This is a genomic window from Streptomyces sp. NPDC056486 (genome assembly GCF_042795295.1).
Taxonomy (GTDB): domain Bacteria; phylum Actinomycetota; class Actinomycetes; order Streptomycetales; family Streptomycetaceae; genus Streptomyces.
In genome coordinates this window covers 51,795-76,062 of sequence record NZ_JBHTSF010000031.1, presented here as the reverse complement: position 1 = coordinate 76,062, position 24,268 = coordinate 51,795, and the positions used below count along the sequence as shown (strand labels likewise).

At 69.2% G+C, this 24,268-nt stretch carries 20 protein-coding genes; 7 read left to right on the top strand and 13 right to left on the bottom strand.

Annotated elements, in window-relative coordinates; all coding sequences use genetic code 11:
- Positions 1-50: 50 nt before the first annotated feature.
- From pssA to ACFQ7F_RS15495, 9 genes are all read right to left on the bottom strand, one after another.
- Positions 51-905, bottom strand: a complete 855-nt coding sequence (gene pssA / locus ACFQ7F_RS15535; protein ID WP_383270617.1) for a CDP-diacylglycerol--serine O-phosphatidyltransferase — start codon at positions 903-905, stop codon at positions 51-53.
- On the bottom strand, positions 892-1,548 hold the full coding sequence (locus tag ACFQ7F_RS15530; protein ID WP_160508247.1) for a phosphatidylserine decarboxylase: 657 nt from the start codon (positions 1,546-1,548) through the stop codon (positions 892-894). Before ACFQ7F_RS15530 ends, pssA begins: the two co-directional genes overlap by 14 nt.
- 170 nt (positions 1,549-1,718) lie before the next feature.
- A complete protein-coding gene (locus ACFQ7F_RS15525) occupies positions 1,719-2,924 on the bottom strand; it encodes an acyl-CoA dehydrogenase family protein (protein ID WP_383270615.1) in 1,206 nt (401 codons plus the stop codon).
- 2 nt (positions 2,925-2,926) lie between these two features.
- On the bottom strand, positions 2,927-3,439 hold the full coding sequence (locus ACFQ7F_RS15520) for a MaoC family dehydratase (RefSeq protein ID WP_383270613.1): 513 nt from the start codon (positions 3,437-3,439) through the stop codon (positions 2,927-2,929).
- Between the two features lies 1 nt (position 3,440).
- Positions 3,441-4,406 carry an HpcH/HpaI aldolase/citrate lyase family protein gene (locus ACFQ7F_RS15515; protein ID WP_383270611.1) on the bottom strand — a complete coding sequence of 322 codons (966 nt, stop codon included), beginning with the start codon at positions 4,404-4,406 and terminating at the stop codon, positions 3,441-3,443.
- Entirely contained in the window at positions 4,403-6,430 is a 2,028-nt protein-coding gene (locus ACFQ7F_RS15510; protein ID WP_383270609.1) for a protein meaA, read from the bottom strand. Before ACFQ7F_RS15510 ends, ACFQ7F_RS15515 begins: the two co-directional genes overlap by 4 nt.
- A 17-nt stretch (positions 6,431-6,447) precedes the next feature.
- The gene (gene ccrA, locus ACFQ7F_RS15505; RefSeq protein WP_383270608.1) at positions 6,448-7,785 is read right to left on the bottom strand and encodes a crotonyl-CoA carboxylase/reductase; all 1,338 of its coding nucleotides are present in this window, start codon (positions 7,783-7,785) and stop codon (positions 6,448-6,450) included.
- A gap of 402 nt (positions 7,786-8,187) precedes the next feature.
- Positions 8,188-8,991: a TetR family transcriptional regulator gene (locus ACFQ7F_RS15500; RefSeq protein ID WP_383270606.1), complete on the bottom strand. Its 804-nt coding sequence runs from the start codon at positions 8,989-8,991 to the stop codon at positions 8,188-8,190.
- Between the two features lie 124 nt (positions 8,992-9,115).
- On the bottom strand, positions 9,116-10,897 hold the full coding sequence (locus tag ACFQ7F_RS15495; protein ID WP_383270604.1) for a 3-hydroxyacyl-CoA dehydrogenase family protein: 1,782 nt from the start codon (positions 10,895-10,897) through the stop codon (positions 9,116-9,118).
- A gap of 350 nt (positions 10,898-11,247) precedes the next feature.
- On the opposite strand from ACFQ7F_RS15495, the gene ACFQ7F_RS15490 reads away from it, so the two are divergent.
- Positions 11,248-11,817, top strand: coding sequence for an adenylosuccinate lyase (locus ACFQ7F_RS15490; RefSeq protein ID WP_383270603.1), 570 nt, complete (start codon positions 11,248-11,250; stop codon positions 11,815-11,817).
- A gap of 15 nt (positions 11,818-11,832) precedes the next feature.
- Here ACFQ7F_RS15490 and ACFQ7F_RS15485 read toward each other — a convergent pair whose 3' ends face one another.
- On the bottom strand, positions 11,833-12,225 hold the full coding sequence (locus ACFQ7F_RS15485; protein ID WP_383270601.1) for a RidA family protein: 393 nt from the start codon (positions 12,223-12,225) through the stop codon (positions 11,833-11,835).
- 21 nt (positions 12,226-12,246) lie between these two features.
- The gene (locus tag ACFQ7F_RS15480) at positions 12,247-13,290 is read right to left on the bottom strand and encodes an Rv2578c family radical SAM protein (RefSeq protein ID WP_383270599.1); all 1,044 of its coding nucleotides are present in this window, start codon (positions 13,288-13,290) and stop codon (positions 12,247-12,249) included.
- 190 nt (positions 13,291-13,480) lie between these two features.
- Between ACFQ7F_RS15480 and ACFQ7F_RS15475 the strand changes: the two genes are divergently transcribed.
- The 5 genes from ACFQ7F_RS15475 (at position 13,481) to ACFQ7F_RS15455 (ending at position 20,683) form a co-directional block, all read left to right on the top strand.
- The gene (locus ACFQ7F_RS15475; protein WP_383270597.1) at positions 13,481-13,924 is read left to right on the top strand and encodes an SRPBCC family protein; all 444 of its coding nucleotides are present in this window, start codon (positions 13,481-13,483) and stop codon (positions 13,922-13,924) included.
- A gap of 216 nt (positions 13,925-14,140) precedes the next feature.
- Entirely contained in the window at positions 14,141-16,564 is a 2,424-nt protein-coding gene (locus tag ACFQ7F_RS15470) for an MFS transporter (protein WP_383270595.1), read from the top strand.
- Between the two features lie 158 nt (positions 16,565-16,722).
- Positions 16,723-19,173 (top strand): SpoIIE family protein phosphatase, encoded by a 2,451-nt coding sequence (locus ACFQ7F_RS15465; protein ID WP_383270594.1) that lies wholly within the window; start codon positions 16,723-16,725, stop codon positions 19,171-19,173.
- Positions 19,174-19,332: 159 nt separating this feature from the next.
- On the top strand, positions 19,333-20,058 hold the full coding sequence (locus ACFQ7F_RS15460) for a class I SAM-dependent methyltransferase (protein WP_383270592.1): 726 nt from the start codon (positions 19,333-19,335) through the stop codon (positions 20,056-20,058).
- Positions 20,059-20,170: 112 nt separating this feature from the next.
- Complete coding sequence (locus ACFQ7F_RS15455) at positions 20,171-20,683, top strand: hypothetical protein (RefSeq protein WP_383270590.1); 513 nt, start codon at positions 20,171-20,173, stop codon at positions 20,681-20,683.
- Positions 20,684-20,700: 17 nt separating this feature from the next.
- Here the strand turns inward: ACFQ7F_RS15455 and ACFQ7F_RS15450 are convergent, their stop codons facing one another.
- Positions 20,701-21,636, bottom strand: coding sequence for a LysR family transcriptional regulator (locus tag ACFQ7F_RS15450; RefSeq protein WP_383270588.1), 936 nt, complete (start codon positions 21,634-21,636; stop codon positions 20,701-20,703).
- Between the two features lie 192 nt (positions 21,637-21,828).
- On the opposite strand from ACFQ7F_RS15450, the gene ACFQ7F_RS15445 reads away from it, so the two are divergent.
- Positions 21,829-23,211, top strand: a complete 1,383-nt coding sequence (locus ACFQ7F_RS15445) for an MFS transporter (RefSeq protein WP_383270625.1) — start codon at positions 21,829-21,831, stop codon at positions 23,209-23,211.
- Positions 23,212-23,264: 53 nt separating this feature from the next.
- Here ACFQ7F_RS15445 and ACFQ7F_RS15440 read toward each other — a convergent pair whose 3' ends face one another.
- Positions 23,265-23,960, bottom strand: coding sequence for a DUF4232 domain-containing protein (locus ACFQ7F_RS15440; RefSeq protein ID WP_383270586.1), 696 nt, complete (start codon positions 23,958-23,960; stop codon positions 23,265-23,267).
- Positions 23,961-24,268: the final 308 nt, after the last annotated feature.

The window sequence follows — 24,268 nt, the reverse complement described above, 5'->3', positions numbered from 1 at the left end:
GGGGGCCCGAACCGAATGGTTCGGGCCCCCTTTGGACCGTTCAAGCGCCGCTACGGCAACTGCGCCGCCCGCGCCTCGCGCCGGTTGCCCCGGAAGTTGTTCACCCGCCGGGCCGTGGCGAAGAGGGGGATCACCGCGCCGAGGACGACCTGGAGCGCGCAGCCGGTCTGCAGGAGCAGCAGGCCGCCCGGCGCGTCGAACGCCCAGCCGGCGAGCAGCCCCATGGCCGCGACGATCCACGCGAGCATGGCCACCGCGAGGGGACCCCGAGGCTTGGGGTACTCGACCCGGCTGACCATGAGCCACGCCGTGCCGATGATCGCCATGAGCGTCGCCCAGAAGGGGAGCTCCAGAAGCACGATCGAGACGACCGTGAGCGCACCGAAGGGCGAGGGCATGCCCTGGAAGGTGCCGTCCTTCACGGTCACGCAACTGAACCGCGCAAGCCTCAGCACCACCGCCAGAAGCACCACGATCGCCCCTACCGCGGCGACTCTCTGGTGTGCGTCGTCGGCGACCATGCCGTACACGAGCACGAAGTACGCGGGGGCCAGACCGAAGCTGATCAGGTCCGACAGGTTGTCGAGCTCCGCGCCCATCGGCGAGGACCGCAGCTTGCGCGCCACGAGTCCGTCGAAGAGGTCGAAAACAGCCGCGCAGAGCATCAGGATCACGGCGGTCGCGGCGGAGTGCCGCGCCATGCCGCTCTCGTTGCTGCCCTGCAGGTGCGGGATGAGGATGCCGGTGGTGGTGAAGTACACCGCCATGAACCCGCACGTGGCGTTACCGAGCGTGAGGGTGTCCGCTATCGAGAGGCGGAGTGAGAGAGGCATCTCCTCGTCGGCCTCGTCCTCGGCCGCCTCGGGCACCCAGCCCGCTTGTGTCTCAGGATCAACCACGGTCAATTCGAGTCACCCCAGCCACGGTCTTCTGACCGACCTCGACATCCACGTCGACACCCTCGGGGAGATAGATGTCCACGCGAGAGCCGAAGCGGATCAGGCCGATCCGTTCACCTTGCTCCACCTTCGTGCCCTGCGGCACGTAAGGAACGATGCGTCGCGCCACCGCGCCCGCGATCTGGATCATCTCGATGTCACCGAGCTCGGTGTCGAAGTGCCAGACAACGCGCTCGTTGTTCTCGCTCTCCTTGTTGAACGCCGGGACGAACCCGCCGGGGATGTGCTCCACGGACGTCACCGTGCCCGCGAGGGGCGCGCGGTTGACGTGGACGTTCAGCGGGCTCATGAAGATCGCGACGCGCGTACGCCCGTCCTTCCACGGCATGATGCTCTGCACCACACCGTCGGCCGGCGAGATGACCCGGCCCTGGGCGATGTCGCGCTCGGGGTCGCGGAAGAACCACAGCATGCCCGCCGCCAAGGCGGTGGCAGGCACGGCGACGGCCGCGGCGCCCTTGGAGCGGCGCGCGCGGACGAGGCTGAGCGCCGCGGTGGCGACAGTCGGCAGGAGCCACGGCGATGCTCCGCGCGCAAGGCGTACGCCAGCGAGGCTGTCGCGTGGTGCAGAGGTTTGGCTGTGGGGCATGGATGACCTTCGTAGCGGATGATGCCGCGCACTTGACGGGGGACGGCGGCTTTTTCCGGATGGTATCGGTTGCGAGCCACAACTGGGCAAGCCAGGAAGCGGAGTCGACGGCCGAAGAGTGTTGACAGGGTGTGACCTTCTTCTCGGTTAAATCACCCCAAATCGGGCATCTAGCCCTGGAGTCGATACTCTTCGAGCAGCCGGCGCCCAATGATCATCTTCTGGATCTCGGCGGTTCCTTCACCGATCAACAGCATCGGAGCTTCACGGTACAGGCGCTCGATCTCGTACTCCTTCGAGAAGCCGTAACCGCCATGAATCCGGAACGCGTCCTCTACGACTTCTTTGCAGTATTCGGATGCCAGGTACTTCGCCATCCCTGCTTCGAGGTCGTTTCGTTCCCCGGAGTCCTTTTTGCGTGCGGCATTCACCATCATCGCATGAGCGGCCTCGACCTTGGTAGCCATCTCGGCCAGCTTGAACTGGATCGCCTGGTGCTGGGCGATCGCCTTGCCGAAAGTGTGGCGTTGCTGGGCATACGAGACACCGAGCTCAAATGCACGCTGAGCAACTCCGCAGCCACGCGCCGCGACATTTACACGACCGACCTCGACGCCGTCCATCATTTGGTAAAAACCGCGGCCGGTTTCCCCGCCGAGCACGCGATTGGCCGGAATTCGTAGCCCGTCCATGATGAGTTCGGTCGTGTCGACGCCCTTGTAACCCATCTTGTCGATCTTGCCGGGGATCGTGAGACCGGGGCGGACCTCTCCGAAGCCGGGCTCCTTCTCCACGAGGAAGGTCGTCATCGACTTGTGGGGCGCCGTGCCCTCGGGGTGTCCTTCATCACTTCGGCACAGAACGGCCACCAGCGTCGACGTGCCACCGTTGGTGAGCCACATCTTCTGACCGTTGAGGACGTACTCGTCGCCGTCCTTGACGCCCTTGGACGTGATCGCCGACACGTCGGAGCCGAGTGCGGGCTCCGACATGGAGAACGCGCCGCGCACCTCGCCGGCCGCCATGCGCGGCAGGAAGGTGTCCTTCTGCTCCTGCGTCCCGTGCTGCTTGAGCATGTAGGCGACGATGAAGTGGGTGTTGATGATGCCGGAGACCGACATCCAGCCACGCGCTATCTCCTCGACGCACAGCGCGTACGTGAGCAGCGACTCGCCCAGACCGCCGTACTCCTCCGGGATCATGAGCCCGAAGAGGCCCAACTCCTTGAGGCCGTCGACGATTTTCTGGGGGTACTCGTCACGGTGTTCGAGCTCCGTCGCGACCGGAATGATCTCCTTGTCGACGAACTCCCTGACGGTGGACAGGATCTCTCGCTGGATGTCGGTGAGACCTGCGGTCTGCGCGAGTCGGCTCATCGCTACTTCTCCTGGCTCTTGAGCTCCGGGCGGCCGGGCTGCTCGCCGCCGCGCTCCTTGATGTACGTCTCGGTGGGGACCATCACCTTGCGGCGGAACACGCAGACCAGCGTGCCGTCCTGCTTGTAGCCCTTGGTCTCCACATAGACGATCCCGCGGTCCGACTTGGACTTCGACGGAGTCTTGTCCAGGACCGTGGTCTCGCCGTAGATCGTGTCGCCGTGGAAGGTCGGCGCCACGTGCTTGAGCGACTCGACCTCCAGGTTGGCGATCGCCTTGCCCGAGACGTCCGGCACGGACATGCCCAGAAGCAGCGAGTAGATGTAGTTCCCCACGACGACGTTCTTCCCGAAGTCGGTCGTCTTCTCCGCATAGTTGCTGTCCATGTGGAGGGGGTGGTGGTTCATCGTCAGGAGGCAGAAGAGGTGGTCGTCGTACTCGGTGACCGTCTTTCCCGGCCAGTGCTTGTAGACGTCCCCGACGGTGAACTCTTCGTAGGTGCGGCCGAACTGCATGTCAGGCCCCCGGGATCTCGAACTTGGAGGTACGGGTCATGCCCGCGGCGCGCCCCTTGCCCGAGATGACGAGCGCCATCTTGCGGCTCGCCTCGTCGATCATCTCGTCGCCGAGCATCGCGGAGCCCTTCTTGCCGCCCGCCTCGGAGGTGCAGTAGTCGTAGGCGTCCAGGATCAGCTCGGCGTGGTCGAAGTCCTCCTGGGAGGGCGAGAAGACCTCGTTGGCGGCGTCGACCTGGCCGGGGTGCAGGACCCACTTGCCGTCGAAGCCGAGCGCGGCGGCGCGGTTCGCGACCTCGCGGTAGCCGTCGACGTTCTTGATCTGGAGGTAGGGGCCGTCGATCGCCTGGAGGTTGTTGGCGCGCGCCGCCATCAGGATCTTCATCAGGATGAAGTGGTAGGCGTCCGCCGGGTAACCGGGCGGCTGTTCGCCGACGACCAGGGACTTCATGTTGATCGATGCCATGAAGTCGGCCGGACCGAAGATGATCGTCTCGACGCGCGGGGAAGCCTGCGCGATCGCGTTGACGTTGTTCAGGCCCTGCGCGTTCTCGATCTGCGCCTCGATGCCGATCTTGCCGACCTCGAAGCCCATCGTCTTCTCGATCTGCGTGAGCAGGAAGTCGAGCGCGACGACCTGGTCGGCGCTCTGCACCTTCGGCAGCATGATGCAGTCGAGGTTCTGGCCCGCGCCCTCGACGACCGTGACGACGTCGCGGTACGTCCACTCGGTCGTCCAGTCGTTGACGCGCACCACCCGCGTCTTGCCCGTCCAGTCGCCCTCGTTGAGGAACTTGACGATGGTGTGCCGGGCCTCCGGCTTGGCGAGCGGCGCGCAGGCGTCCTCCAGGTCGAGGAAGACCTGGTCGGCGGGGAGGCCCTGGGCCTTCTCCAGGAAGCGCGGGTTCGAGCCCGGCACCGCCAGACACGAGCGGCGAGGGCGGAGACGGTTGATGGGCGCGGTCATGCGGGGACCTCCAGAGGGTCGAGCTTGTTCGCTTTCCGGATCTCGTCGACGATACGGCCGATGATCTCGGTGATGCCGAAGTCCTTGGGCGTGAACACGGCGGCCACGCCCGCCGCCTTCAGGTCCTCGGCGTCGCTGTTGGGGATGATGCCGCCCGCGATGACGGGGATGTCGGGCGCGCCCGCGTCGCGCAGGCGCACGAGCACGTCCGGCACGAGCTGTGCGTGCGAACCGGAGAGGATCGAGAGGCCCACCGCGTGCACGTCCTCCGCGAGCGCGGCGGCGACGATCTCCTCGGGCGTGAGCCTGATGCCCTGGTAGACCACCTCGAAGCCGGCGTCACGGGCGCGCACCGCGATCTGCTCGGCCCCGTTGGAGTGCCCGTCGAGGCCCGGCTTGCCGACCAGGAAGCGGAGCTTGCCGGTGCCGAGGTCGGCGGCGGTCTTGGCGACCTTGTCGCGGACGATGGCGAGCGGCGTGCCCGCCTCCGCGGTGACGGCCACCGGAGCGCTGGAGACGCCCGTGGGCGCCCGGAACTCCCCGAAGACCTCCCGCAGGGCGCCGGACCATTCCCCGGTCGTCACACCGGCGCGTGCGCACTCCAGGGTGGCTTCCATGAGGTTGGCCGTCCCTGCGGCGGCTTCCTTGAGCTTCTCCAGGGCCTTGCAGGGGCGCGGGTGGTTGAACGGCGGCTGGTAGCGGGTGTCGCGCCAGCGCCCCAGGGCGGTCACGACGCGGTTCTCGACGGCCGGGTCGACCGTCATGATCGCGGTGTCCAGGTCCGCGGTGAGCGGGTTCGGCTCGGTCGACTCATACGCGTTGACGCCGACGATCTTCTCCTCGCCCGACTCGATGCGCGCCCTGCGCTCGGCGTGCGAGGAGACCAGCTGCGACTTCAGGTAGCCGGACTCGACGGCGGCCATCGCGCCGCCCATCTGCTCGATGCGGTCGATCTCGGCGAGCGACTCCTCGACGAGGGACTCCACCTTGGCCTCGATGACGTGCGAGCCCTCGAAGATGTCCTCGTACTCCAGGAGATCGCTCTCCAGGGCGAGCACCTGCTGGATGCGAAGGGACCACTGCTGGTCCCACGGCCGGGGCAGGCCCAGGGCCTCGTTCCAGGCCGGAAGCTGCACGGCACGCGCGCGTGCGTCCTTGGAGAGCGTGACGGCCAGCATCTCCAGGACGATGCGCTGGACGTTGTTCTCGGGCTGCGCCTCGGTCAGGCCGAGGGAGTTGACCTGCACGCCGTAGCGGAACCGGCGCTGCTTGGGGTTGGTGATGCCGTACCGCTCGCGCGTTATCCGGTCCCAGATGCGGCCGAACGCCCGCATCTTGCACATCTCCTCGACGAAGCGGACGCCCGCGTTCACGAAGAAGGAGATACGGGCGACGACGTCACCGAACTTCTCTTCCGGCACCTGCCCGGAGTCGCGCACGGCGTCGAGGACGGCGACGGCGGTGGACATGGCGTACGCGATCTCCTGCACCGGAGTGGCCCCGGCCTCCTGCAGGTGGTAGCTGCAGATGTTGATCGGGTTCCACTTGGGGATCTTCGCCACCGTGTACGTGATCATGTCGGTGGTGAGGCGGAGGGAGGGCACCGGCGGGAAGACGTGCGTCCCGCGCGAGAGGTACTCCTTGACGATGTCGTTCTGTGTCGTCCCCTGGAGCTGCGTGATGTCCACGCCCTGCTCCTCCGCGACCACCTGATAGAGCGCCAGGAGCCACATGGCCGTGGCATTGATCGTCATCGAGGTGTTCATCTGGTCCAGGGGGATGTCCTGGAACAGGCGCCGCATGTCGCCGACGTGCGAGACGGGGACGCCGACCCTGCCGACCTCGCCGCGGGCGAGGATGTGGTCAGGGTCGTAGCCGGTCTGCGTGGGCAGGTCGAACGCGACCGAGAGGCCCGTCTGACCCTTGGCGAGGTTGCGCCGGTACAGCTCGTTGGACGCCTCGGCCGTGGAGTGACCGGCGTACGTCCGCATGAGCCACGGCCGGTCCTTCTGACGCTCTGTCATGTGCGAACCCTCGACCCTCAGACGTTACGGAAGCGGTTGATCGCGTCGATGTGCTTGGCCCGCATCTCCGGGTCGCGCACGCCAAGGCCCTCCTGGGGCGCGAGGGCGAGGACGCCGACCTTGCCCTGGTGGACGTTGCGGTGCACGTCGTGGGCGGCCTGGCCGGTGTCTTCGAGGGAGTAGACCCGGGAGAGTGTGGGGTGGATCTTGCCCTTGGCGATGAGGCGGTTGGCTTCCCACGCCTCGCGGTAGTTGGCGAAGTGCGAGCCCACGATCTTCTTCAGGGACATCCACAGGTAGCGGTTGTCGTACTCGTGGGTGTACCCCGAGGTCGACGCGCAGGTGACGATCGTGCCGCCCTTGCGCGTGACGTAGACCGAGGCGCCGAAGGTCTCGCGGCCCGGGTGCTCGAAGACGATGTCCACGTCCTCGCCGCCGGTCAGCTCGCGGATGCGCTTGCCGAAGCGCTTCCACTCCTTGGGGTCCTGGTTGTGCTCGTCCTTCCAGAACTTGTAGCCCTCCGCGTTGCGGTCGATGATCGCGTCGGCGCCCATCGCGCGGCAGATGTCCGCCTTCTGGTCGTTGGAGACGACACAGATGGGGTTGGCGCCGCCGGCCAGGGCGAACTGGGTGGCGTAGGAGCCGAGGCCGCCGCTCGCGCCCCAGATCAGGACGTTGTCGCCCTGCTTCATCCCGGCGCCGTTGCGGGAGACCAGCTGGCGGTACGCGGTGGAGTTCACCAGGCCCGGCGACGCGGCCTCTTCCCAGCTCAGGTGGTCCGGCTTGGGCATGAGCTGGTTGGACTTGACCAGGGCGATCTCGGCGAGTCCGCCGAAGTTCGTCTCGAAGCCCCAGATGCGCTGCTCCGGGTCGAGCATCGTGTCGTTGTGGCCGTCGCTGGACTCGAGCTCGACCGACAGACAGTGCGCGACGACCTCGTCGCCCGGGTTCCAGGCGTTCACGCCGGGTCCGGTGCGCAGGACGACGCCCGCGAGGTCGGAGCCGATGACGTGGTAAGGCAGGTCGTGGCGCTTGGTGAGCTCGCTCAGGCGGCCGTAGCGCTCAAGGAAGCTGAAGGTGGAGACCGGCTCGAAGATCGAGGTCCACACGGAGTTGTAGTTGACCGAGGAGGCCATCACGGCCACCAGGGCCTCGCCCGGGCCGAGTTCGGGCACCGGAACGTTGTCCAGGTGCAGCGACTTGCGGGGGTCCTTGTCGCGGGTCTCGAGCCCGGCGAACATCTCCGCCTCGTCCTTGTGCACGGTGATCGCGCGGTACGAGTCGGGCAGGGGGAGAGCGGCGAAGTCGGCGGACGAGGTGTCCGGCGACTGGATCGCGTCCAGGATTTCCTTCACGGTGATGCCTCCGGCGAAGTACGGGCCCCCTCTGAGGGGAACACGCTCTTGAGGGTTACGTCGGGTGCTGCTGGTGCTTGTGAGGGGATGCCGTCGGTTCGGCGAAGGGTGTGGCTCGGCAGCGCTTGGTGTGGCGCGGGAGGTTGCCTGTGACGCAGGCGTCCGGGCACACGAGCCGTGGCTTGTGGGGACAGCCGGCGTACGGAAGTTCTCTGCACGCCGGCCGCCCGGACAACATCAACGTATGACACCGCGTGCCAGGGGGCAAGACACTGAGTGCCATCAATTTTTGATGGATGATCGATCAGTGCAGGTCAGAGGGTGTGACGGCACGGCAGAGGGGGCGCTACCGGTGGGTAGCGCCCCCTCAAAAGCCCAGGAGAAAAAGGAGGAAAACCGGATCTATGACTCCCGCAGAGCCTTCTCGATCGTCCGCATGATCTCGTCCAGCGGTGCGTCCGTCCGTGCCACGGTGACCAGAACATCGCCCCCGGTGCTCACCGAGGCCGCCGGAGCGGTGGTGGTGTCACGACCCGCCCCGATGCCCGAACCGAACGTCCTGCGGACGATGGCGAAGGCATGGTCCAGTTGGGTCTCCACGTCGCCCTGGCCGCCCGCACGCAGCCACCGGCGAAGGACGTGGTTGTGCGCCGTCACCACCGCCGACGCCGCCACCTCCGCGAGCAGCGGGTCGTCGTTGCCGTCGTGGTGGGCCTGCTCGTCGAAGTGGCCCAGGAGATAGCGCGTGAAGAGCCGTTCGTAGCGGGCCACCGAGGCGATCTCCCGCTCGCGCAGCGTGGGCACCTCGCGCGTCAGGCGGTACCGCTCGACGGACACCGCGGGCGACGCCGCGTACATCTTCATGACTTCCTTGATGCCCCGGCACACCGTGTCGAGCGGGTGCTCGTGCGGCGGAGCCGCGTTGAGCACCGACTCGGCACGGGTCAACGTGTCGTCGTGGTCCGGGAAGATCGCCTCTTCCTTGGAGCGGAAGTGCCGGAAGAAGGTCCGGCGCGCGACCCCGGCCTGTGCGGCGATCTCGTCGACCGTCGTCGCCTCGTACCCCTTGGATGCGAAGAGCTCCATCGCCGCCGCCGCCAGCTCCCGGCGCATCTTGAGCCGTTGGGCGGCGGCGCGGCTGCCGGCCGCGCTCTCGGGAGCGTCGGGCGTAGCGGGCGTACGTGAGGACTTGGCGGCCTTGGGCATGACCCGAACGTACTGCATATGCGCAGCCGATTGCTCCTGCGGGACGGGGCCGCCCGACGGTTCGAGCAGCCCGCCCCAGTCCGTGCGCGGTCTTTCCTCAGGCGCGCCCCCATCCGTTTCCGGCCTAGCGCCGGGCATATTCGCGGAAGCCGCGGCCGGTCTTGCGGCCGAGGCAGCCCGCGGCCACCAGGTGTTCGAGCAGGGGAGCGGGGGCCAGGCCCGGGTCGCGGAACTCTCGGTGCAGGACCTTCTCGATGGCGAGCGAGACATCCAGGCCGACGACGTCCAGGAGCTCGAAGGGGCCCATGGGGTAGCCGCCGCCGAGCTTCATCGCGGCGTCGATGTCGTCGAGCGTCGCGTAGTGCTCCTGGACCATCTTGATCGCGTTGTTGAGGTAGGGGAAAAGGAGCGCGTTCACGATGAAGCCCGCGCGGTCGCCGCAGTCCACCGGGTGCTTCTTGATGGTCGTGCAGACCTGGCGGACCGTCGCGTGCACGTCGTCGTCCGTGAGGACCGTGCGGACCACCTCGACCAGCTTCATCGCCGGTGCCGGGTTGAAGAAGTGCATGCCGATCACGTCGCCGGGGCGCGAGGTGGCGCGGGCGCAGGCGACGACCGGCAGCGACGAGGTGGTGGTCGCCAGGATCGCGCCCGGCTTGCACACCTTGTCGAACGCCGCGAACAGCTGGCGCTTGATCTCCAGGTCCTCGGCGACCGCCTCGACCGCCAGATCGACGTCGGCGAACGCGTCGTACGTACCCGCCGGAGTGATCCGGTCCAGCGTCTTGGCCGCGGTGTCCGCCGTCATACGGCCCTTGTCGACGGAGCGCGAAAGCGACTTGCCGATACGGGACTTGGCCTTCTGCGCCTTCTCCTCGCTGCGCGCGGCGAGCACCACGTCGTAGCCGGCCTTGGCGAAGACCTCGGCGATGCCGGACGCCATGGTGCCGGATCCCGCGACGCCGACCGAGCGTATGGTGCGCCCGCCGGTCTGCCGGCCGTCCTCCGGCGGGGTCAGCGCGTCGCGCACGACGACCGCACTGCCCGGCTCCTCGTACGAATAGAACCCGCGCCCCGTCTTGCGGCCGGTCAGGCCCGCCTCGCTGAGCTGCTTCAGGATCGGCGCGGGCGCGTGCAGACGGTCGTGCGACTCGGAGTACATCGCGTCCAGGACGGTGCGGGCGGTGTCCACGCCGATCAGGTCGAGCAGGGCGAGGGGGCCCATCGGCAGACCGCAGCCAAGACGCATCGCGGCGTCGATGTCCTCGCGGGACGCGTACTTCGCCTCGTACATCGCCGCTGCCTGGTTGAGGTAGCCGAAGAGCAGGCCGTCGGCGACGAATCCGGGCCGGTCGCCGACCGCGACGGGCTCTTTGCCGAGCGCGTACGCGAGGTCGGTGACGGACGCGACGGCCGCGGGCGCGGTCAGCACGGAGGAGACCACCTCGACCAGCTTCATCGCCGGCGCCGGGTTGAAGAAGTGCAGGCCGAGCACCCGCTCGGGGCGCTGCGACTCGGCGGCGAGGCGGGTCACGGACAGCGCGTTCGTGCCGGTCGCGATGATCGTCTCGGGGCGCACGACGCCGTCGAGCTCGCGGATGAGCTGCTGCTTGATCTCGTACGACTCCGGGGCGACCTCGATCACCAGGTCGGCGTCGGCCGTGGCCTGGAGGTCGGTGAAGGTGCGGATACGGGCGAGGGCGTCCCGCCGCTCGTCCTCGGTGAGCTGCTCGCGGCGCACGGCACGCGCGGTCGACGACTCGATGGCGGCCACCGCCTGGGCGCCCGCGGCCTCGCTGATGTCGATGCCGATGACCTCGCGTCCGGCGCGGGCCAGGACCTCGGCGATGCCGGTGCCCATTGTGCCGAGACCGATCACGGCGACGGTGTTCAAGGGAGTGTCCATGCGTGGACTCCAGGAAGTGAGTGACGACTGAGGGGCGCACGCGGAGCGCGGCAACGGCGGCGCCGCGTACGGAAGATGAGCTGCTGCGTGTCGTGACCGGGCGGCGAAGGGCGCACGCCCGTGAGGAGTCGACCGGCTCTGTCCCGAAGCCGCGTCGTACTGGATGGAGCTGCGGTACTCGAAGTACCGAACCGACAGACACATGCACTCACGACGGCTGCGTCACCAGGCCGCCATGAGGAGGAAACTGCTTAACGAGGAGTGTGCCCCGCTCACATGAGATTAACCGGCGAGTAACGAGCGCGCCAGTCCTCAGGGTTTGTGATCTGCATCGCGGATAGGCTCCCGTCATGGACGTGGAGTTGCGCACGGTGACGGAACGCTTACGCCGCGAGGCGGGGGTCTCGGAGAGTTACGAGAGGCTGGTCGCGACCGGCGATGTGGAGGAACTCGCGGAGGCGCTCGTAGGGGCGGGCCAGCCGCTGTGGGCGCGAGAGCTGGCGGCGGTCCGGCTCGGCATGGCCGGGGACCGCCGGGCCTTCGAGTCCTTGGTGCTGCTCCTCAACCACCGGGACCCCTCACGATGCGCCGCAGCGGCGTACGCCCTGGCCAGGCTGCGTGACCCGCGTACGGCGCGGGCGGCAGCAGCCCTGGCCACCAATGAGCTGCGCATCGCCTACGCCTTGTACCCGGTGCGTCTGCTCACGGAGCTGCGTGCCCCGGAGTCGGCGCCCGCCCTCATCACCACCTTGGGGCGCAGGCTCGCCCCCGCTGATCCGTACGGGAAGATCGCGCTGGCGTGCGTCGAGGGCCTTGGGGCGCTCGGGGATCCGCGGGCCAGGCCCGTGCTGACGCAGGCGTGCGGCTTTCCGCGGCTCGCGGCGGCGGCGTCCGCGGCCCTGGCCCGTCTGCCGGGATAGCTGTTCGGGCGGGGGCTACAGGACGGCGTACGCCTCGATCTCCATCATGAACTGCGGCGAGACAAGACCGGCGACCTGCACGGCTGAGGACGCCGGGAGTCGCGCCGGGTCCATGTGGACGTCCCGTGCGGCCCGGATCGCCGGCATGTGCGCCATGTCCGTGACGTAGTACGTCAGTTTCACGATGTCGCCGAAGCCGCCGCCCGCGGCAAGGAGGCAGCGCCGCAGATTGTCGAAGACCTGCCGCGCCTGGGCGGCCGGATCGCCCTCGCCGACCAACTCCCCGTCCTGGTCGAGGGGGAGCTGCCCGGATATCGCGACGAAGCGTCCTGTGCCCATGACGACGTGCGTGTACGCGGTGGCGGGGAAGACGCCGTCGGGGGCGTTGATGTGGGTCAGTCGGTTCATGAGTCCATGGTCCATCCTGGGTCAGAGCAGGGTGAGTTGGGTGCCGCCGGGTGAGGCGGGTGCGGGCTCGGTCTCCTGGGGTGTGCGGATACGGCGGGCGGCGGTCGCGCGCGTGGGTCCGATGCCGAATTCCTCGGCGAGATCGTGCACTTGGCGGGTGATCCGGCGCTGGTACCACTTGGGTGCGTAGGCGCCTTCCGCGTACAGCCGCTCGTAGCGCCGTACGAGATACGGATGGTGCTGCTCAAGCCATGTCATGAACCACTCGCGCGCTCCGGGCCGCAGGTGCAGCACGAGCGGCGTCACGGAGGTGGCCCCCGAGGCGGCGGTGGCCCGCACGGTCGCCCGCAGCTGTTCGGGCCTGTCCCCGAGGAACGGGATCACGGGCGCCATGAGCACCCCGCACCCGATGCCGTGCTCGGTCAGCGTCCGTACGACGTCGAGCCGCCGCTCAGGGGCGGGCGTGCCCGGCTCGACGGTGCGCCACAGCTCCTGGTCGACGAAGCCGACGGACACGGAGATCCCGACATCGGTGACGGCGGCGGCCTGCCGCAGCAGATCGAGGTCGCGCAGGATCAGCGTGCCCTTCGTGAGGATGGAGAAGGGATTGGCGTGATCGCGCAGGGCGGCGATGATCCCGGGCATGAGCCCGTACCGCCCCTCGGCCCGCTGGTAGCAGTCGACATTCGTGCCCATCGCGATGTGCTCGCCGTGCCAGCGGGGCGAGGCGAGCTGGCGGCGCAGCAGATCGGGAGCGTTGACCTTGACCACGATCTGGCTGTCGAAACCGATCCCCGTGTCGAGGTCCAGATAGCTGTGCGTCTTGCGCGCGAAGCAGTAGACGCACGCGTGTGAGCAGCCCCGATAGGGGTTGACCGTCCACTCGAAGGGCATCCGGGACGCCCCCGGCACCCGGTTCACGATCGTTCTGGCCCGGATCTCGTGGAACGTTATTCCAGCGAATTCAGGCGTGTTGAAGGTCCTCGTGGTGACCGCGTCCGCGCCGAACAGCGCGGCATCCGCGGCACCCCGTGACGGGCCGTCGGTGAGGTTCTCCCAACGCATGTGACGCCTCCTCGGTAGCACTGACCACAGAATAGAACACATGTTCCCTTGATCGTGCGACCCGATACCTCGGAGACCCGGGGCGACCCCGGGGCGACCTTGAGGTGACCCCGATTTGGGAGCCCGGTACGCAGGGTGGTTGGCTCTGCGTGAACCACCCCCCGAGTAACCGAGTGCTGGAGGAAGTGCCATGGCGCAGGTCGAGGCGACCACGGAGCGGATCATCGCGGCGCGGCCGGAGGACGTCTTCGACGCACTCGCCGACTACGCGGACACGCGCCCGAAGATCCTGTCGGAGCACTTCAGTGAGTTCGAGGTGCGTGAGGGCGGCGACGGCGACGGGACTCTCGTCCACTGGAAGCTCCAGGCGACCAGCAAGCGGATCCGGGACTGCCTCCTGGAGGTCACCGAGCCGACCGACGGGCAGCTCGTCGAGAAGGACCGCAACTCCTCCATGGTCACCACCTGGACCGTGACCCCGGCGGGCGAGGGCAAGGCGCGCGTGGTCGTCTCCAGCGTGTGGAACGGCGCGGGCGGCATCGGCGGCTTCTTCGAGAAGACCTTCGCCCCCAAGGGGCTCGGGCGGATCTACGACGAGGTGCTCGGCAAGCTCGCCGCCCACGTCGAGAAGTAGTCCGGCGTCCGACCGACCTCAACTCCGGTGGTCCATCGGGGTTGTTGTCACGCTCACCGTTTCGAGTGGTTTTCTGTTCGAGCCACTTGTACGCCGTAGGGCTCCCACCGGCACTTACGTCTGCCGGACCCTTATAAGGGCGACTCGTCGCGCTTGCTCCTAGTTATCGCGTAATGCGAGAAATGTGCGGCGCAGGCGCGACGAGGGGAGCAGGACGTGGGTGGCACGACGCTGGTGAAGGGCGCCGGACGGGAGGTCCCGGCGGCCGCCGTGGCGTCCGAGGACCCTCAGGAGGCGCCACCGCCCCAGGAACATGTGTCGGCGACGGAAGGGCTCAGCCCGGCCCGCGTCCGCATGGTCTTCGTCGGGCTCATGCTCGCCCTGCTGCTCGCCGCCCTCGAGCAGATGATCGTCGCCACCGCGCTCCCGAAGATCGTCGGTGAGCTGCACGGCCTGGACAGGATGTCCTGGGCGATCACCGCCTATCTCCTCACGTCCACGATCGGGCTGCCCATCTACGGCAAGCTCGGGGACCTCTTCGGACGCAAGGGCGTCTTCCAGTTCGCGATTCTCATCTTCATCATCGGCTCCGCGCTTGCCGGTTGGTCGCGGACGATGGACCAGCTCATCGCCTTCCGCGCCATCCAGGGCATCGGCGCGGGCGGCCTCATGATCGGCGTACAGGCGATCATCGCGGACATCGTGCCGCCCCGGGAGCGCGGCCGCTACATGGGCCTCATCGGCGCCGCTTTCGGCCTCGCTTCGGTTGCGGGACCACTGCTCGGCGGGTTCTTCACCGACCATGTCACCTGGCGCTGGTGCTTCTACTTCAACGTGCCCTTCGGGCTCGTGACCCTCGCCGTCGTCAGCTTCGTGCTGAAGCTTCCCAAGCGCACGGGGAAGGCCCGACTCGACGTGCTCGGCGCGCTGTTGCTCGCCTCTGCCTCCACCTGCCTCGTGCTCCTGACCAGTTGGGGCGGCACCGAGTACGAGTGGGGCTCGCGCGTCATCCTGGGGCTCGCGGCCGGGGCCTTCGCCTCGGTCGTGCTCTTCGCCGTCGCCGAACGCTTCGCCGCAGAACCGATCATCCCGCTGCGCCTGTTCCGCGATTCGGTCTTCAACATCACCGGCCTGGTGGGCATGGTCGTCGGCGTCGCCCTCTTCGGCGCGGCCAGTTATCTGCCGACCTTCCTGCAGATGGTCGACGGCGCGAGCGCCACCGAGTCCGGACTGCTCATGCTGCCGATGATGGGCGGCGTCGTCGGCGCCTCGATCCTCTCCGGACAGCTCATCAGCCACACCGGGCGCTACAAGATCTACCCGGTCATCGGCGGCATCCTCTCCGTCATCGGCATGTGGCTGCTCTCGCGGCTCGAAGTCGACACGCCCCGGCTGCACTACAGCATCTGGATGGCCGTACTGGGCGCGGGAGTCGGCCTCGTCATGCCGGTGCTCATCCTCGCCGTGCAGAACGCGGTACGCCCCGCCGACCTCGGCACGGCCACCAGCGCCAACAACTACTTCCGGCAGATCGGCGGCAGCGTCGGCGCCGCGATCTTCGGCACACTCTTCGCCGACCGCCTCGCGGACTCGCTCGCCGACCGCGTCCCGGCGGGCGCGGGCCTCGCGGACCCCGAGGCCATCACCCCGCAACTCGTCCACGCGATGCCCGCCCCGCTGCGCGACGGCTACATCCAGGCGTACGCCGACGCGATGCCGCGGATCTTCCTCTACCTGGTGCCGGTGCTCGTCCTCGGCATGCTGATCACCTTCTTCCTCAAGGAGACCCCCCTGTTGTCCAGCGCAGCAGCGTCCCAGGACGCCTCCACCGCCCCCGCGGCAGAGCCCGCGCCCGTTCCGCAGGCCCGTACCTCGTACGCCGCAGGAGTGCCCGTCTGCGGCACCGTGCAGCACCCGGACGGCACCGTGGTGCCCCGCGCCGCCCTGACCCTCATCGATGTCGGTGGACAGCAGATCGGCCGTGGCGCGAGCGGCGACGACGGGCGGTACGCGCTCTCCACGCCGGGCTCGGGATCGTTCGTCCTGATCGCGGCAGCGGGCGGCCACCAGCCGCAGGCGGTCACCGTGACCGTCGGAGAGCGCCCCGTGGAGCTCGACGTGGTGCTCGGCGGCGCGGGGCGCCTGGCCGGCAGCGTGGTCACCGCAGACGGGACCCCGGTCAGGGACGCCGCGGTGACCCTGACCGACGTACGCGGAGAGGTCGTCGCCAGTACGCGCAGCGGGCGCGAAGGCGGCTATGTCATCACGGAGTTGGTGGCCGGCGAGTACACCCTCGCCGCCAGCGCCCCCGCCTTCCGCCCCGCGGCCATGCCCGTCACCGTGCAGGCCTCCCGCGAGACCCGCCAGGACGTCGAGCTCGCGGGCGGCGCTGTCCTGCGCGGGACCGTGCGGGCCAGCGCAGGACGGCCCGTCGAGGACGCGCGCGTGACGCTGCTCGACGCGGCGGGCAATGTCGTGGACACCCTCACGACCAGGGAGGACGGCACGTTCCGGTTCATCGATCTGTCGTCCGGTGAGTACACCGTCATCGCCGCGGGCTACCCGCCGGTGGCCACCGTGCTCCAAGTCGCGGGCGGCGGGCGTACGGAGCGGGATCTCCAGCTGGGACACGAGGACTAGCGAGTACCCGGCAGGGGCTGGCGAGGCGGCGCAAAATACCCGCCGGAGGCGCCCCCGCGCCGCACAATTCCCCTATTGCACCGCACGGCATCTGCGGCGGTCGTACGGTGGTTGGGGCGGCGCGGGCCTTCGCGGTGCCGCCGGAAGGAGCGTTGGCCATGGAACCTGGCATCCCGGACGGGCCGGTGGCGCAGCCTGCCATGGCCGGCCGGATCCCGCTCGCCGTGGTCGTCATCGACGGGGCGGGCGCCGTCTCGCACTGGAGCGCCGGCGCGCGCAAGCTGTTCGGGTACTCCAGGGAGGAAGCCGTCGGCAGCCCGGCGGGCGACCTGCTTCCGGTTTCTGGCGCGATACCGGAGGGACACGCGAACTACGGTGTGTACGACGGCCTGGGCCCCGACCTGGAGACCTCCCTCGACGGACGCATCTCGTACCCCGCGGCAGGGCGCGCGCGGCTCTCCGTGCCCGACGTGCTCTCCGCGCCCGGCGGCGAACACCACCGCGTGGACGTCCTGTGGTGGGCGTATCCGCTCGTAGGACCCGGCCCCGAGCGGCTGCTCGTGCTCGCGGCGGACGCCGACCGGCTTGCCGACGAGGAAGGCCGTGAGCCGGGCCAAGTGGAGCGCATAGCACCGGGGTTCGCCCTGCACACGGACTTCCCCGGAGCGGACGACCTGGCCCGCCGCCTTCCCGAGATCCTGCCGAGCATGAGCGTGGGCGAGAGCTCCCGCATCGTGGCGCAGATCCTTGAACTGGGCTATCCCGTCCTGGAGTTCAGCAAGCAGGACCGTGTGCCCGTCACCCCGGACTGGGGCGTGCCGCGGCGCGCCGAGCGCAAGGCGCGCAGGCTGCGCAGCCTGCGGGCGGCCGCCGACGGGATTTCCCCGGAGCCCGGTACGCCCGACGAGAGCGAGGACCTCGAGTACGCGGCGGTGCGCGAGCGCCTGGAGTTCCTCAACGAGGTCAGCGGGCGCATCGGCTCCTCGCTCGATCTCTCGCGGACGATCATCGAGGTCAGCCGGGCGGTAGTGCCGCGGTTCACGGACGTCGCGGGCACGTACCTGCGCGAGCAGGTCGTCGCGGGCGAGGGCTTCCCCGAGGGGCCGCCGGACGAGAGGACGATGTGGCACCGGGTGGCCGTGGAGCACACGGACGAGCCAGGACGCTGGGACGATGTCGTGCCCGTCGGCGAATCCATGCCGTTCCCCTCGCACACACCGTTCTTCCAGTGCATGACCTCCGGCGATCCGGTCCTCGTGCCGCGCATCACCGAGGAGATGGGCAACGCGATCGCCTCGCAGTTCGAGAAGCGCGACATCCGCCCGCTCATCAATCACCGCTCGATGCTCGTCGTACCGCTGAAGGCCCGCAATGTGGTGCTCGGATTCATGATCCTGCTGCGCCACAGGGAGCGGCCCGTCTTCAACGACATGGACCGCGTCACCGGAGCCGAACTGGCCGCCCGCGCGGGCCTCGTGCTCGACAACGCCCGCATGTACACCTACCAGGAGAGCGTCGCCGACACCCTCCAGGACAGCATGCTGCCGCACATCGAACCGCGCATGACCGGCTGCGACATCGCCACCCGCTATCTGCCGGGCACGCTCCTGGGCCGGGTCGGCGGCGACTGGTTCGACTCCGTGAAGCTGCCCGGGTCGCGTACGGCGCTCGTCGTCGGCGACGTGATGGGCCACGGCCTCAACTCAGCGGCGATGATGGGCCAGTTGCGTACGGCCGTGCAGACCATGGCCGCCCTCGACCTGCCGCCCGCTCAGCTCCTGCGCAACCTCGACGACCTGGCGCAGCGGCTCGGCGAGCACTATCTCGCGACGTGCTTGTACGCGGTCTACGACCCCATCGCCGGGGAGCTGCACCTCGCCAACGCGGGACACATCCCGCCCGTCCTCGTCCGCGCGGAAGACGGTCGCAGCGAGCTCCTGGAGCTGCCGACGGGGGCGCCCATCGGTGTCGGAGGTGTGCCCTTCGAGGAGGTCACCTTCCGCGTGGCGCCCGGCGACCGGCTCCTGATGTGCACCGACGGTCTCGTCGAGGTGCGCGGCGAGGACATCGGCGTCGGCCTCGCGACCCTCACCGAGTCCGCGGCCCACCCGGCGGCCTCCATGGACGACGCCTGCGACACCATCATCCGGGCGCTCAACACGCGCGGCGGACGCAAGGACGACGTGGCCCTTCTGATGGCACGCCTGAACGGCGTCGCGGACGAGGACGTCGCGAGCTGGCGGCTCGCACTGGACCCGAGCGAGGTGAGCAGGGCGCGCGATCTGGTCCGCGGCCAGCTGCGCACCTGGTCGCGCGATGCCCTGTCCGAGACCGCGGAGCTCCTGGTCAGCGAGCTTGTCACCAATGCCGTACGGCACTCGCGAGGGCGCCGCGTCGAACTCCGCCTCGTCCGCTCCGGGGCCACGCTGATCTGCGAGGTCGAGGACGACGACCACACCCTGCCCACGCTGCTGAGCGCGGGCCCCGGCGACGAGTTCGGGCGCGGACTGCGGATCGTCAGTGTGCTCGCCAAGGAGTGGGGGACCAGCCGTACCTCCTCCGGCAAGACCGTGTGGTTCGAGCTGGTGCCGCCTCGTCGGGGCCCGTAGGGGAGGGCTTTGACGGGTCCTCAGGGGCGCGCGCCGGGCGGGGGCACATCGAAGTCGCCGTGAATGCGTGCGCCGGTGACTTGTCCGTGCACCCTGGGCGCGGTAGACCGATCTTGCCGTCGGCTTCGGCGGTCGTCGTCGCATCCTGGGGAGCTGGGCATGAGCGTCACGAGTCGGTACAAGGAGGCCTGGGAAGGGTTCTGGCGGGAAGCCCCCGGCGAAGAGGGGGCCGTCTTCTGGGACGCCGAACCCGTGCTCACCGTCGGCATCCATCTCGCTCTCTTCGAACCGCACATCAGGGCCGCGGGGCTCCCCGTCGTGGATGTCGGCTGCGGCAACGGCACCCAGACCCGCTTCCTCGCCCACCGCTACCTGCGCGTCCTGGGCGTCGACCTGTCCGCCGCCGCCCTTGACCACGCACGGCGGGCCGACCCGGCGGAACAGGTCGAGTTCCGGCAGGTGGACGCCGCGGAGAGGGCCGAGGCCGAGCAACTGCACGCGGAACTCGGGGACGTGAACGTCTATATGCGCGGGGTGCTCCACCAGTGCGATCGCGCCGACCGTCAACCCCTCGTCGACGGCATCGCGGCACTGATCGGCGAGCGTGGCAGAGCGTTCGTCGTCGAGCTCGCCGAGGCCGCGGGGACGGTCCTGAGAGGCCTCGCCCAGAGCCCCGAGGGCCCGCCTCCGAAGCTGGCGCCGATCTTCGCGCACGGCATCGCACCGGGTGATGTCGCGGACGCCGCGGTGCCGGAGTACGTCGCTGCGGCGGGCCTCACGGTGCTCGCGGCGGGCGAACTCCCGCTCATCACGACCGAGTTCACCCCTGACGGAACGCGGATCGAACTGCCGTCGAAGTGGCTGGTGGTGGGCCGGACGCGGTGAGTGTCGGACACGGTGAGTGCCGGGCGCGGTGAGTGTCGGGCGCAGTGAATGCCGTGCGTCGTGCGTAGGGCGGCGTTTGCAGGTTCGCGTCAATCGTCCATAAGTTGACCCGATGGGTCTCTTCGACAAACTGACCGGCACCAGGCACCCCAGCAGCGGTGTCGCACCGCGTCCGGCCGAGGAGGTCAGGGCCGCGCTGCTCGGCCTCGGCGGGCAGGACGTGCCCTACCTCGTGCGTAACGGCACCCCGTCCGAGGGCGCCGACCTGGTGGCGGAGTGGCGGGTCCTGGAGCCCGCCTGGCGCACCTTCTTCGTCCGGACGCAGCTGGACAGGACCCTCAAGACCCGGATGCGTCTGGTGCCGGAGAGCCACGAGGTGCGCGCCCTCGACGAGCAGTGGCAGGTCTCGTGGGTCGGGGACACCCCCAGGCTTGCCAGGTCGCGTGAGTACTCCCGCGGGCAGACGACCGTGAAGTCCCGTCAGTGGACGTACGAGCGCGGGGCCGACGGCAAGCTGCACAAGAAGGAGACGTTCAGTTTCGACCCCGCGGAGATGAAAGACCCCTTGCGGGACGCGGTTCTCGATGCGGGGTGGGTGTGGCGGGGAGTGACGTTCAAGCTGTGATGTTCAAGTGGTGATGTTCAAGTGGTGACGGCCCCCGGCGCCACGCTCCGGGGATCTCCCCGCACCACGTCACGCGCCACCTCGCGGGCGGTCCTCGCGAACGTCTTGACCGCCCCCGTTCCGTGGCCGGCCCGCCACACCAGGCCGTACCCGACCGGCTCGGCGTCGGCGAAGGGGACGTACGTGACACCTGGCCGGGTGAAGTACGTCCCGGTGTGCGCGGGAGCGAGGAACGCGCCCCTGCCGCCCGCGACCAGCATCAGCGCCTCCTGCATGTTGGTCACCCCCGGACCGCGGCCGATCGGCCTGCCGGACGGGGTGCGCGAAGGGACGTGGTGCTCCAGCCAGTAGTCCGGCACCTCGCCGTCGATCGTCAGGAGCGGCACGTCGGCCAGGTCCTCGAGCGACACCGAGTCCCTCGCCGACAGCGGATGCGCCGACGCGATCGCGAGGACCCGCTCCTCGGCGAGCAGCTCCGGACCCCCGCCCAGGTCCTTCTCGCGCACCGGGAGCTCCGTGAGCTGCACGTCGAACTCGCCCTTGCGCAGCTGCCCGTACGGATCGCCGAGCGGCACCTCGCAGATCTCCACCGCGAGCCCCGGGTGGCTCACGCGCAGCGCCTCCGTCGCCCGCATCACGATCTCGCCGGCCAGCGGATTGGCGAAGCCGACGTGCAGCACGCTGTCGATGCCGCGCGCGGTGGCCGCCGCCCGTTCGACGGCGGCGTCGATGGCCCGGTGGTGCGGTTCCAGGTCGGCGCGGAGCTGGCGGCCGAGCGCGGTAAGGCCGACGCGGCGGCTCGTGCGGATGAACAGCGGGGCGCCGACCCGGCGTTCGGTGCGCTGGATCAGCTGGCTCACCCGGGCGCGGGACAGCCGCATGCGCTCGGCCGTCCGGCCGAAGTGCAGCTCCTCGGCCAGGAGCAGAAAGCACTCCAGTTCATCGCGTTCCATCGACGTCCCCCCAGGCAGCTCGGATCGGTAAGCGTGGTTGAACGAACGTTGCGATCTTCGCCGTTGTTCCGCCCCTTCGCCCTGATCGATGGTGATCGAGCCGGGAAATCCCCTGCGCCACAGGTCAATTGGCGGAGAACTGACGTGAGTACGCAGACAGAATCATCAGCCGGGGTGCCGAGCACCTCACCGGTGGTCTTCGAGCCCCGCGAGTGGGGCGTCCTGCTCGTCCTGTGCGGCGCGATCTTCCTCGAAGGCATCGATGTGGCCATGCTCAACGTGGCTCTGCCGTCCATCCGCGCCGATCTGGGCCTGTCCACCGGGTCCCTGCAGTGGGTCATGAGCGCCTACGTCCTCGGATACGGCGGCTTCATGCTGCTCGGCGGCCGAGCGGCCGATCTCTTCGGACGCCGCCAGATGTTCGTCCTCTGGCTCTCCGTCTTCCTGGTCTTCTCCGGGCTCGGCGGCTTCGCCACCGACGGCTGGATGCTGATCGTCGCCCGCTTCGTCACCGGCGTCGCCGCGGCCTTCATGACCCCCGCGGGCCTCTCCATCATCACCACGGGCTTCGCGGAGGGCCCGCGCCGCAACAAGGCACTGCTCTTCTACTCCGGCACCGCAGCGGGCGGCTTCTCGATCGGCCTGGTCGTCGGCGGGCTGCTCACCGCGCTCGGCTGGCGCTGGGTCTTCTTCGTGCCGGTGGTGCTCTCCGCCCTGATCCTCGTCGCCGCACTCGCCTTCGTCCCCACGTCACCGCGCCCCGACCGCACCGGGCAGAGCGTCGACCTGGTGGGTGCCCTCACGGTCACCGCCGCGATCGTGCTGCTCGTCCTCGGCGTGGAGCGCGCGTCGCACGCGAGCGCCGCCGCCACGACCGGCATCCTCGCCGCGGGCCTCGCCCTCATCGCCGTCTTCGTCGCCGTGGAGCGCCGCGCGACCACACCGCTCGTCCGCCTGGGGATCTTCCGCAGCGGCGCCCTGGTCCGCGCCAACCTCTCGGGGCTCTTCTTCGCGGGCGGCTTCTTCGGATTCCAGTTCCTTGTCGTCCTCTACCTGCAGGAACTGCGGGACTGGTCCACGCTCCAGACCAGCTTCGCGATGATCGTCATGGGCGTCGACGCGATTCTCTCGCCCACCCTCACCCCCAAGCTGGTCGAGCGCTTCGGCAACGCCCGGGTGATCTTCGGAGGGCTGCTGCTCGCCGCGCTCTCCTACGCCCTGTTCCTGCCGGTCGGCGCCGACTGGACGTACCTGGCGATGTTCCCGAGCCTGATCGTCCTCGGCCTCGGCTTCGCCCTCGCCTACGGGCCGCTCACCATCGTCGCCACCGAAGGCGTCAAGGAGGAGGAGCAGGGCCTGGCCGGGGGGCTGCTCTACACCGCTTTCCAGTTCGGTGCCGCGCTCGGCCTCTCCACGGTCACCGCGGTCAACGTATGGGCCACGACGTCGGGTTCACCCTCCGCCCTCCTCGACGGCTACCGCGCGGCCCTGTGGGTCCCGCTCGCCGCGGCCCTGCTCGCCGCGCTGATCAGCGCCTTCGGACTGCGCTCGCGGCCGGGCGCGGCGACGGCGTGAGGAACTGCGCTGTGACCCCGTGCCGATGCGCGGCACGGGGTCGTTGCCGCAGGTCAGTTCGCCCCGCCCTGGCCCGCGCTGCCGATCGGGCCGACCTTGACCGAGGAGACGGTGCTGTCGCTGGCGGGCAGGGTCTTGGCGCCCGGCCATTCGACGGTGACGGACTTGGTGTCGTCGGGCGGGGTCACCACGAGGCTCGTGACGGTGACGCCGGAGCCGCCCGTGTCGTTCAGCGGGTAGTTGACGCCGAAGGACACCGACTCGCCGTCCTTGAGGGTGCCCGGGGTGGCCTGCTCGCCGGTGCGCTTGGCGGACAGAGAGCCCTCCTTGGTCTTCAGGTCGACGCCCGCGTAGCCGGAGATCGCGCACTCCTTGCCGCTGCCGTTCGTCAGCGTCACCGCGACGGAGCCGTCAGGGTCGCCGTCGATGGTGCTGTCCTGCGCGGTGATGTCCAGGTCGTCGGCGCGGCACTTGCCGAGCTTGCTGTCCGCGTCGGCGCCGGCCCCGGCGGACGCGCTCTGCCCACCGGACGCCTGCCCGGCCGAGTCCTTCCCGGCGGAGTCCTCACCGCCGGAACCCTTGTCGGCGCCCTGCTCCGAGCCGCCCGAGCCCGAACCGCCGTTCGACGAGGACTCGCTGGAATCGGCCGACGAGTCGCCCTGTGCCGTGACGTCATCGCCGTTGCAGGCCGTGAGCGAGAGGCTCGCGGCAGCGGCCAGGACGGCGAAGGTGACCTTGGTGAAGCGCATCGTTTCTTCCTCAGCATCGGTGGGGGGAGTCGGCTGCTCGGCACGAGTCGGTACGAGCGAGCGTTTCTGATCACCAGGACTCGCCAGGACCGGTGAACCGTTCCGCCCAACCACCCCCTAATACGTTCCTGTTACACACAGCCGGGCGACAACGCGCACCTCAACCGGCCACACCCCGTCCAGGGCCCGCCGTCGACGGGCCGGGACGGCGGTTCCCGCCGCTGTCGCGCACCTGTTCGGGGTCGCCGCTCGCTGGGACAGACCCGTTACCCGGCGGGCCTTGACCCATCGCCGAGGTGTCGCCAGCC